The organism is Micromonospora sp. NPDC047670 (assembly GCF_043204915.1).
GTDB lineage: Bacteria > Actinomycetota > Actinomycetes > Mycobacteriales > Micromonosporaceae > Micromonospora.
Window position 1 is genome coordinate 1 of record NZ_JBIDDA010000025.1, and the last position, 10,160, is coordinate 10,160.

A 10,160-nucleotide genomic window follows, 5' to 3' on the forward strand; every position below is an offset into this window, starting at 1 on the left:
AGCCCTCCAGCGCCGATGGTACTGCACTCGGGAGGGTGTGGGAGAGTAGGACACCGCCGGACATTCTTTCGTTAAGGGCCACCCCCAAAAGGGGGTGGCCCTTAACGCATGTCCACTCTTTTTTGGTCTCAACCGTCCACGGCGGCGCCGGAGCCTTGCTGCCCAGGGGCGCCACCGGGGCTGAGCCGCCCTCACCGCTGTCGGTGAGGGCGGCTGGGCGGCGGCGGCTGTCGTGGCGTCCAACTCGTCGACGTCAAACGCCAGCGACGTGGTCGACTTTTCCGCGCCGGAGTGGGAGCCGCTCGACCCGGTGCGACATGCCGCTATGGTCACCACCCCGGAGGAGAGCATCGCGGAGTACACCCGCCAGCTGCGCGAGGGCGTGACCGAAGACTGGCAGCCCTGGTATCCGGCTGTCTTACAGAGGCATCGCTGATGCAACTGTTCTTGCGGTGGATGATTCCGCGGAATGCCGGCCGGCTCATGCCCGAGGTGATCTCGGTCGTCATCCGGCGTCTCTCCCTTGGCCGGAATTTTGGCGACGTCGACCTGGTCGCCACGGTGATGGCCGCCCTGGAGTGCCGAGCAACCATCCTGACCAGCGAGGGCAACCGGTACGGGCCCGAGGGGGCACCTGCCCGTCATCCACATGCCCGCGTAACCGCGCGATCCGCGCCCGCACCTCCGGGCAGGTGCGCCGCGCCGAGTCACCCGGCCACAGAACCGGCTCCCTCACCGGAGGCCGCGAGCCCGGCCGACGCGCCGCCCACGCATCCGGATCGGCAGCACCGGACCGCCCCCTCGCTGGCCCAGGCTTGCCAGGGAAGTCAGCGCACGTGTGCGTACGCCGTAATGGAACTGCCCCGCCGGCGGACCCGGCGGGGCAGTGCGGTGCGGATGCGGGACGGCGGTCAGGACGGTTCGGGACCGCAGATGAAGCGCGGCTCGGCGTCGTAGCGCCAGGTGAACTTCTCCCGCTTGACGACCTTGCCGTCCTTCTTGATGACCCGGAAGGCGTCCTGGGTGAAGCCCTGGCTGCCGCTGGCGGGGATGCAGGTCGGCCCCGGCTCCAGGTAGACCGTCTTCGGCTGGGTGATGTCGCGCCGCGGGCTGTACTCCGTCTTGACGCTGTCCCAGATCTTGGTGCTCCAGATCGACACGGTGATCGAACTCGACGTGTAGGACGTGTCGATCAGGACGCCGTACTCGGTGTTGTTGCGGAACTTGAAGTCCAGGTCCGGCCAGAAGATGGTCGACTCGATGACCGCCGGGTACCGGCTGAACCAGTACGAGTGCGGCTTGTGCTCGACGTCCTCCAGGCCGGCGTAGTACGTCGCGTTGAACAGCGTGGTGGTGAACTGCGAGGTGCCGCCGCCCACGCCGGGCACCAGCTTGCCGTTGAGGATGACCGGGGCGTCCCGGTAACCCTGCGCGTAGCCGCGCTCGCCGGTGTGCCCGTTGAGCGAGAACGTCTCGCCGGGCAGCACCACGGTGCCGTCCACGTCCTTCGCGATGGTGATGATGTTCTGGCTGCGCGGCGAGGAGAGCCCACCGGTGAACCGCGTGGTGAAGGTGGAGACCCGCTCCTTGATGCCGAGCCCCGCCAGCTTCTCCGCGGTCAGCTCCGGTTCGGCCGGCTTCAGCTCGCCGGTCACCGTCCGGCCCTCCGCCTTGGGCAGGACGCCGAGCAGGTCCCGGCCGAGGGCCGCGCTGTCGAGCTGCTGCCCCGGCTTTCCGTCGACGACCTTCGGCTTGCCTCCGGAGATGGTCATCCGGGCGTCCTTCGGCGGCACCTCGATCGCCGCGAGGTCGTCGCCGAGCGCGGCGCGCAGCCGCTTCACGTCCACCTGCGGGGTCAGCTTGCCGGCCTTGTCGGCGGTGAACCGGAGGCTCTTCGCGATCGCCGTCGGCGGGATCCGCACCGAGCCCTTGTCGGTGGTCAGCGTGACCGGCGCGGCGACGGCCGGCTTCGCCAGCTCGGCGACCAGCCGGTCCACCTCCTCGGCAGTGGTCGCCGGGTGCGTCTCGACCAGCGGCACGGTCACCGGCTGGCGGCTCAGCCAGCCCTCCCGCACCACCTGCGCGGAGCGCTCCGGGTCCAGCGCGAGGCTGGGCTTCGGGTGGACCGCCTTCGGGGTGGTGCCCTTCCAGGTGATCGCCGGCATGGTCATCTTCCGGCCCTGGTCGCCGACCACCTTCTTCAGGGCGGCGTCGAGCCGGGCGGCGTCCAGGGTCACCACCGGCTGGACCTCGCGGGAGCCGACGAGCCGGTCGACCGCGTGCGCGTCGGCCTCGGCCGCGGCAGCCACGGTCGCGTCGACGTCGACCGTCAGGCCGATCTCGGCGGGGGTGATCTCGGCCGTCCGCTCGCCGACGCGTACGGACAGCGGGGCCGCCAGCTCGGCGGCGCGGCGGTCCAGCGCCGCCCGCAGCTCCCGGGCGGCGTCCGCGCGGCTCCGGCCGCCGAGCTCCGCCCCGAGCACCGTCGTGCCGCGGGGCACGTCCCCCGCGTACGCGTAGGCGCCCACCCCCGCCACGGAGGCCAGCACCGCCGTGGTGACCCCGGCGGCCAGCAGCAGGCGGATCCGGCGGGACCGGGACCCCCCGCCCGGTCGCCCGGCGGGCACGGCGGGTCCCGGCTCGTCACCGGGCCAGGTCACCGCGGTGACCTGCACGGTGGGCCGGTCGTCGGCGGGTGGGGTCTTCTCGCCGTACAGCGTCACGGTCACCTCGATCGGGACATGCCACATGGGGGAGCGCTCGCTCCCGCCCGGAGGACACCTACGGTAACCGGCCCTCCGGCGCGGCGGCAGCCTGCGGCCCGCCCGCGCCGGCACGGCGTGTCGGGCCGGCGTGTCGGGCCGGCCGCCCGGGCGTGGGGCGCGCCGCCGGGCATGGCACGGTAGGGGTATGCGAGCGGATGAGGCGGTCCTGGCATACGGGGGCGGTTGGCTGGACCGGGCGGGGGAACTGCGCGCCGACCCGGAGCGGATGGCCGCGCTGCTGGCCGACCCGGGCAGCGTCGTCCTGCCGCTCTGGCGGGACCGCTGCCTGGCCAGGGCGGACGCGCCGGTGCGGCTGACCGGAGAGCGGGTGGCCGAGGCGCTCGCCGTCGCCGACGAGACCGTCTTCCTGGGGATGGACGACGGGTCGGCCGTGTTCGCCGCAGACCTCTCCGGCCTGCCCGAGGCCGCCGCTGTCGAGGTGACGGGAGCGAGCGAGGCCGTGGACGTCCGGGCGCTGGTCGGTCGGCTCGGCCCGGCCGAGGCGGCGGCCCAGGCGTACGCGCGGGGGCTGCTGCACTGGCACCGGCAGCAGCGGTTCTGCGGTGCCTGCGGGGCGTCGACCGCCGCGCGGGGCGGGGGGCACGTCCGGTCCTGCACCCGGGCGGACTGCGGCCGGCTCCTCTTCCCCCGGATCGAACCGGCGGTCATCGTGCTGGTCGAGGCGCCGGGAGCCCCGGACCGCTGCCTGCTGGCCCGGCACGCGGGCGCGCGCGAGGGGGCGTACTCGACGCTGGCCGGCTTCGTGGAGGTGGGCGAGAGCCTGGAGGACGCCGTCCGCCGGGAGATGGCCGAGGAGGCCGGGGTGACGGTCACCGACGTGCGGTACGTGGGCTCGCAGGCGTGGCCGTTCCCGGCGGGACTGATGGTGGGCTTCCGGGCCACCGCCGCGTCCGAGGAGGTGCGGGTGGACGGCGAGGAACTGGTCGAGGCGCGCTGGTTCACCCGGGACGAGTTGCGCGAGCGGGCGGCCGAGGGGCGGCTCGGCCGGGTCGACTCGATCGACCACCACCTGCTGCACCGCTGGCTGGCGGAGGGCTGACCGGTGGCTCGACCGAGGCCCTGGGGCCCGGGTCGGGGGACGCGGGGAGGCCGGTGCCGGGGCCGCGGTGCCCGTCACGGGGCGTCGGTCGAGCGACGGCCGGGAGCAGGACCCCGGAAGGTCAGCCACGCCATGGCGGCGGCCGTCAGGACGGCGGTGGCGAGCGCACAGACGAGGACGCCCCCAACCGTGCGCGGGGCGACGAGCAGGGCCGCCCCGGCGAGGCCGGCGGTGGCGACCCAGAGCGGCGCGGCGGGCCAGCGGGCGCCCGTCGCCACCCGGTCGTTGACCAGCATGAACACCGCCGCGTAGAGAGCGCCGACGGCGGCGAAGAGCGGTGCCGCACCGGCCAGGTGCAGGTAACCCGCACCGCCGGCGAGGCGGAACGCCAGGTCGCCGGCGAGCGCCGCGGCACCGACGAGGACCGCGCCGCAGGCGAGGATCAGCGCGAGGGCGGCCACCCGGGCCCGGCGGTCGCCCCGAGCGAGCCGGGGCAGCACCAGCACGGTGACCACCTGCGGCGCCCACAGCGCGCCCTTGGTGAGCACCGACCCGACGGCGTACCCGCCGGAGGCGTCGCCGGGTAGCAGCTGGCGGGCGAGGATCAGGTCGGCGTACGAAATGGTGAGCATCGCCAGCGACGCGCCGCACGCCGTCATGACGTGCCGGGCGGTGAGCAGACGGTCCACCGCGGCGGCCGTGGCGTCCGCGGGCGGTGGGGCCGGCGCGCCGGGTCGGTCCACGTGGGCGAGGCGGGCCAGCAGGGGCAGGACGGCCAGCCCGGTGAGCGAGGCGAGCAGCAGGCAGGCGACCGCCCCCCGGCCGAGGACCAGCCCGAGGACGAGCCCGCCGTAGCGGCCCGCCGCGAGCACGGTCATCGCGGTGGCGAGGCGCAGGAACCGCTGGTCGCCCTGGAGCTCGCCGAGCCACCGGCCGGCCAGCACGGTGGCGAAGGTGGTCGCGGCGAGCAGCAGGGTCAGCGTCACCGGGAGTCGGAGCGCCGCGCCGAGCACCGGCGCGGCCAGCACCGTCACCCCGGCGGTGAGCGCGGCGGTGCGCAGCGCGAGGGGGGCGGTGCCGGTGGCGCCCCACCGGGCTCGGTGGGCGGCGACCGCGATCTGCAGGCCGAAGCCGGGCACTGCCGCGATCGCCGCAAGCGCGAGCACGGTGGCCAACGCGCCCAGCTCGGCGGCGGTCAGCCGGCGGGCCCCGAGCACCGGCACCAGGTAGGCCAACCCGTTGGTCAGCATGGTGGCGATGGTGACGGCAGCGCCCGCCGCGCCGAAGCGGACCGCCCCGGCTTCCCTGCCCGTGGTCCGCGTCATGTCACCCCACGTCGCGCTGCTGTCCGGCGCGGGCCGTGCGCGTCGCGGCCGGCGGAGTGGTCGGGACCGCGGCCCGACCGGGGGAGACGGTACCGGCCGGCCGTGCGGCTCGTCAGCCCCGCACGCGTGACCCCTGCCCACGCGGCCGGGAAACGTCTAGTGTGCTGGCCCATGGCGTCGACGCACGTGACTTCCGCAGCGACCTCCGGCCTTGCCGCGGTGCTCCCCGAACGGTTCGTGGCAGGCACGATCCGGCGGGTCTACCCGCGGGTCGAGCCGGAGTTGGCCCGGCTGGCCGGGTTCGTCCCGCGCGGCGGCACGGCCGTGGACGTCGGCGCCTGGTACGGCCCGTGGACGGCGCGGCTGCTCCGGCGCGCCGACAGGGTGGTCGCGGTGGAGCCCACCCCGCCGCTGGCCCGGCAGTTGCGGGCGGCGTTCCCGACCGTCGAGGTGGTCGAGGCGGCCGTGTCCGACCACAGCGGCACGGCCTCGCTCTACCTACCCGAGGGCGGGGCGATCGTCGGTACCTCGTCGTTGGAGGATCCGCGGCAGGGCAGTCCGGTGGAGGTCCGCCGGGTCACGCTCGACTCCCTCGGGCTCACCGACGTGCGCTTCGTGAAGTTGGACATCGAGGGGCACGAGCTGCCGGCGTTGCGGGGCGCGGCGGAGACGATCCGCCGTGACCGGCCGGTGCTGCTGATCGAGGTCGAGGAGCGCATACAGCCGGTCGGGCCGCTCCTGGAACTGCTCGCCGGCTGGGGCTACCACGGGTACGTGCTGCCGGGGCGGGACTGGGTACCGCTGGCCGACTTCGACCTCGGCGGGCACCAGCGCGCCGCGATCGCCCGGGTCGGCCAGAGCTTCGCCCGCCGGGTGCTCTGGCCGCGCCCCCGCTACGTGAACTCGGTGCTGTTCCGCCCGGAGTGACGGCGGCGCTCCAGTCGCTCACTCGTGCGGCGTCGGGGTGCCGACGGTGACCTCGTTGGTGCAGACCGTCACGCCGTGGCTCTCGACGGTCAGCTCGACGGTGTCCCCTCCGCCGGTGAACTCGAAGAAGTACTGGTGCAGGCCCTGTTTGACGGGGAACTCCCGGACGCCGGTGCCGAGGCGGAACACGGCCGTGGTGTCGGCGGAGCTGAGGTAGCCGATCCGGACCACCCAGAACCAGTCGTCGCGGGGGGCGCTGAGCGGTATCCGTACCGTCCGCCCGCCGATGATCTTGTAGCCGCAGCCCTCCTCGGGGCCGGGACGGGCGGCCGGACCGTCGACGCGGACCGGGACGATCCGTCCGCTGCTGTCGAAGACCGACGGCGCCTCCGCCTCGGTGACGAACGTCGGGCCGTCCTCCATGGCGTGGAAGAACCTCGACTGCCGGTTGTACGGCGCGGAGAGCACGGGCACCACGTCGCCGGGAACCGGCTGGTCGAAGAAGACCGTCCCGGGCGGGGCGGCGGCGAGCTCGGCCCGCGCGGTCTCCAGATAGGTCCTGCCGCTCTTGACCGCCCACTCGTCGCCGTACCGGGCGGTGGTCCACGCGGTGCCGAGGCCGCCGGCGAGCAGCGTGAGGACCAGCCCGGTGCTGACCGTCTCGCGGTGCCGGGCCAGCAGCGCCGGCGGCGGTCGGTCGTCCGCGCCCGGGTCGCCGGGCTTCCGGTCCGCGGGTTCCGGTTCCCCGCCGTCCACCGGTCCGGCGGCGGGGGCCAGGCCGAGCAGGGCGACGCCGATGCAGAGCGCGGCCACCACGACCACGTCGCTGACGTACCGGGGCACGGCGCCGGCCACGTCGCTGTAGATCGAACCGAGCCGGGTCGCGGCCAGCAGCGCGGTCACCAGGGCCAGGTAGGCCCCGAGCAGCACCCACGCCCGCCCGGCGGCCCGGCGCAGTCGTACGGTCGCCGCGACGAGGGTCAGGAAGACGGCCCACGCCAGCCACCGGGCCAGCTCGGGCGGAGCGGTCACCGGGGCGCCGTCACCCGCCGGCAGCCACTGCCACGGCCCGCCCAGCAGGCCCGGCACGACGGTCGAGCCGAGCAGTTGCCACAGGAACGACAGCACCTCGCCCAGTGAGTCCGGGCGGCGCAGCGAGGACTCCGAGCGGGAGAGGTAGAGCGCGGCGAACCCCAGCGAGACGGCGGTGAGTACGGCCCACGACGGCCAGTAGCGGCGGACCGTGTCCCACACCGCCCGCACAGGCGGTCCGCCGACGAGGAAGCACGCGGTGAGCAGGAAGACGAGCGGCACCACCAGCAGGGACTTCTCGAAGAAGAGCAGCCCGAACACCACCGCCAGGGCCAGGGTGAGCAGGTGCCGCCGGCGGCCGGTGCGGACGTAGCGGAACTGGGCCCCGACGGCCAGCACCATGGCGAGCTGCATCGGCAGCATGTTCACGCCGACCGCCCACCACGACGTCGCCTCCAGCGTCAGCGGGCTGAACAGGAAGACCGCGAGCGGCACCAGCAGCGCCCAGCCCGGTCGGACCAGCGTGCGGAGCAGCCGGAAGAAGGCCACCGCGAGGACCGCCTGGCCGGCGGTCAGCAGGAGCACGTACGGCCAGTAGGCGAGGCCGACCACGTGGGTCACCAACCAGGTGACCAGCAGGGCCGCCGGCATGAAGTGGTTGTTGTAGAGCGTGAGCAGGAAGCCCGGGGTGAGGTCGGACTCCGCCGCCCGGGCGATCAGCACCCAGTCGTCGACCGCGAGATGGCCCCGGGACGCGAGCTGCGCCCGCCACGCCAGGCTGAGCAGGAGCATCGCGATGCCGACCGCCCGCACCGGGTCGGCGCGTACCCAGCCGCCGATCAGTCCGTTCTGGTCACGTTGGGCGGTCGCCTCGGGCCCCGTCGATGCCATGGCGGGAAGACTGCCACACGCCGGACCGGTGCTCCCATCAGGTCAACGGATGGTTCGAAAGCCGCGCGGCGCCCGCGTACAGTGGCCGCCACCAGCGCGGCGGTCGTCGCGCCCGGGCAGTGGTGAGGTCGAGGGGATGCGCGAACGGCTGGTGCCGCACGGCGTGGCCGCCGCCGTGACGGCAGTGGTGCTCGCCCCGCTGGCCCTGCCGGGGTACGTGCTCCGCTACGACATGGTGTTCGTGCCCCGGCAGGCGCTGAGCTGGGAGGCGATCGCCCCGGCCTCGGCGCTGCCCCGGGCCGTCCCGCAGGACGCGGTGGTGGCGCTGGCCAGCCAGGTGGTGCCCGGCTGGCTGCTGCAACGGCTGGTGCTGGCCGCGATCGTCTACCTCGCCGCGCTGGGCGCCGCCCGGCTGGTGCCCACCGACCGGGTCGCGGTCCGGGTGGTGGCCGCCGTCGGGTACGCCTGGACGCCGTACCTGGCCGAGCGGCTGCTCGTCGGGCAGTGGGGGCTGCTGGTCGCGTACGCCGCGCTGCCCTGGCTGGTGCGGGCGGCGCTCGACGTGCGGGCGGCCCGGCGGGGCGCGCTGCCCCGGCTGCTGCTCGCCGCGGCGGCGTCCGCGATCACGCCGACCGGTGGCGTGCTCGCCCTGGTCGCGGTCGCGGTGCTGCTGCCGGGGCGGTATCCGGCGGCCGCCCGGTCGGCGGCGCTGGGCGTGGGGCTGACGGTGCTGCTGAACGCGCCGTGGCTGGTGGCCGGCTTCGCCAGCGGCGACGCCGGTCGCTCCGACCCGGCCGGGGTGGCCGCGTTCGCCGCGCGCGGCGAGAACTGGGCCGGCCCGCTGGTGGCGCTGGCGGGCACCGGCGGCATCTGGAACGGGCAGACCACTCCCGCGTCGCGGGCCGTGGTGCTGGTGCCGCTGGCCACCGCGCTGCTGCTGGCTGTCGCCGGGTACGGCTTCCCGCTGCTGCGCCGGCGCTGGCCGCCGGCGGTCGCCGGCCGGTTCGGCCTGTTGGCTGCCGGCTCGTGGCTGGCGGCGGCGCTCGGTGTGCTGCCCGGTGGCGCGGACCTGCTCGGCTGGCTGGTCGCCACGGTGCCCGGCGCCGGCCTGGTGCGGGACGGTCAGAAGCTGTTGGTGCCGTACGCGCTGGCCCTGGCGGTTGCCGGCGCGCTCGGCGCGGAACGGCTCGCGGACCGCCTGGCGGCCCGCTTCGACGCGACGACCGCCGGGGTTGCGTTGGTCGGCGCGGCGCTGTTGCCGGTGGCGCTCCTGCCCGACCTGGCCTTCGGGGGCGCGGGCCGGCTGCGGCCGGTGAGCTGGCCGGCGGACTGGGCGACGGTGGCCCGGCTGACCGCCGAGCGGCCCGGGGAGGTGATCTCACTGCCGTTCCAGGAGTACCAGAGCCACCCCTGGAACCACGGTCAGGTGGTGATAGACCCGGCGCCCCGGTACCTCGCCGTGCCGGTGTTGATCGACGACACGCTGCGGGTGGGCGGGCTGGCGGTGGCCGGCGAGGACCCGCGCGCCGCGCGGGTGCGGGCGGCGCTCGCCGCCGGTGCGCCGCTGTCGGCGACCGGCGCCCGCTGGGTGCTGGTGCAGCGGGCGGCCGGTCCGGCCCCGGCCCCGGCGGCGCTGGCCGGGCTGCGGGCCGTCCACATGGGACCCGATCTGACGCTCTACGAGAACCCGGACTGGTCGCCGCCGGCCGCGCCGGCCCGGCCCGGCGCGGTGGGGCTGGCCCACGTGTTGGCCGGAACGGTGGTGGTGGGGGTCGTTTTTTCGGGCGCTGCGCGGGTGCGCTACCGCGTGGTAGCGTCCCGGCACGCGAGTCCCGCGGAAGGAGAAGGTGGATGAGGAACCTGCCCGCGTTCGTCGCCGTCGGGGTACTCGGGGTCGTGCTCGGCCTGCTCGGGAGCGTCGGACTGGCGAATGCGCTCAGCCCGTCCGCCAAGGAGGCCGCCAACACCAAGGTGAGTGAGCAGGGGACCGAGGCTCCGCTGTACGGCACGCGCTGAACCACGACGACGAAGGGGGGCCCCCGCCCCCCGGGGCCCCCCCGGGGGGCCCCCGCCCCCCCCGGCGGCCCCCACCGGCACCAAGCGGGGGGCGGCGGGGGCGCGGGGCCCCCCCGGGGAACGGGGCCCGGTGGGTACGTGGGC

The 10,160-nt window shown here is 75.3% G+C and carries 8 protein-coding genes; 5 read left to right on the top strand and 3 right to left on the bottom strand.

Features of this window, described 5'->3' with window-relative positions:
• Nucleotides 1-232 precede the first annotated feature (232 nt).
• Entirely contained in the window at nucleotides 233-436 is a 204-nt protein-coding gene (locus tag ACGF7U_RS30955; RefSeq protein ID WP_393112771.1) for a hypothetical protein, read from the top strand.
• 475 nt (nucleotides 437-911) lie between these two features.
• Here the strand turns inward: ACGF7U_RS30955 and ACGF7U_RS30960 are convergent, their stop codons facing one another.
• Nucleotides 912-2,729, bottom strand: coding sequence for a VanW family protein (locus ACGF7U_RS30960; RefSeq protein WP_393112864.1), 1,818 nt, complete (start codon nucleotides 2,727-2,729; stop codon nucleotides 912-914).
• Nucleotides 2,730-2,910: 181 nt separating this feature from the next.
• Between ACGF7U_RS30960 and nudC the strand changes: the two genes are divergently transcribed.
• Nucleotides 2,911-3,825 (top strand): NAD(+) diphosphatase, encoded by a 915-nt coding sequence (nudC, locus tag ACGF7U_RS30965; protein ID WP_393112773.1) that lies wholly within the window; start codon nucleotides 2,911-2,913, stop codon nucleotides 3,823-3,825.
• A gap of 74 nt (nucleotides 3,826-3,899) precedes the next feature.
• On the opposite strand, the gene ACGF7U_RS30970 is transcribed toward nudC, so the two are convergent.
• On the bottom strand, nucleotides 3,900-5,150 hold the full coding sequence (locus tag ACGF7U_RS30970; protein ID WP_393112775.1) for a polysaccharide biosynthesis protein: 1,251 nt from the start codon (nucleotides 5,148-5,150) through the stop codon (nucleotides 3,900-3,902).
• 186 nt (nucleotides 5,151-5,336) lie between these two features.
• Between ACGF7U_RS30970 and ACGF7U_RS30975 the strand changes: the two genes are divergently transcribed.
• Entirely contained in the window at nucleotides 5,337-6,077 is a 741-nt protein-coding gene (locus tag ACGF7U_RS30975) for an FkbM family methyltransferase (protein ID WP_393112777.1), read from the top strand.
• Nucleotides 6,078-6,095: 18 nt separating this feature from the next.
• On the opposite strand, the gene ACGF7U_RS30980 is transcribed toward ACGF7U_RS30975, so the two are convergent.
• Complete coding sequence (locus tag ACGF7U_RS30980) at nucleotides 6,096-8,000, bottom strand: hypothetical protein (RefSeq protein WP_393112779.1); 1,905 nt, start codon at nucleotides 7,998-8,000, stop codon at nucleotides 6,096-6,098.
• A gap of 136 nt (nucleotides 8,001-8,136) precedes the next feature.
• On the opposite strand from ACGF7U_RS30980, the gene ACGF7U_RS30985 reads away from it, so the two are divergent.
• The gene (locus ACGF7U_RS30985) at nucleotides 8,137-9,855 is read left to right on the top strand and encodes a hypothetical protein (protein ID WP_393112781.1); all 1,719 of its coding nucleotides are present in this window, start codon (nucleotides 8,137-8,139) and stop codon (nucleotides 9,853-9,855) included.
• Nucleotides 9,852-10,016, top strand: a complete 165-nt coding sequence (locus ACGF7U_RS30990) for a hypothetical protein (protein ID WP_157747273.1) — start codon at nucleotides 9,852-9,854, stop codon at nucleotides 10,014-10,016. Before ACGF7U_RS30985 ends, ACGF7U_RS30990 begins: the two co-directional genes overlap by 4 nt.
• Nucleotides 10,017-10,160: the final 144 nt, after the last annotated feature.

What these genes read in the sequence shown, in the direction of transcription:
- nudC (WP_393112773.1), top strand. Translation starts at nt 2,911, where the DNA reads ATGCGAGCGGATGAGGCGGTCCTGGCATACGGGGGCGGTTGGCTGGAC.
- ACGF7U_RS30970 (WP_393112775.1), bottom strand. Translation starts at nt 5,150, where the DNA reads ATGACGCGGACCACGGGCAGGGAAGCCGGGGCGGTCCGCTTCGGCGCG.
- ACGF7U_RS30980 (WP_393112779.1), bottom strand. Translation starts at nt 8,000, where the DNA reads ATGGCATCGACGGGGCCCGAGGCGACCGCCCAACGTGACCAGAACGGA.
- ACGF7U_RS30985 (WP_393112781.1), top strand. Translation starts at nt 8,137, where the DNA reads ATGCGCGAACGGCTGGTGCCGCACGGCGTGGCCGCCGCCGTGACGGCA.
- ACGF7U_RS30990 (WP_157747273.1), top strand. Translation starts at nt 9,852, where the DNA reads ATGAGGAACCTGCCCGCGTTCGTCGCCGTCGGGGTACTCGGGGTCGTG.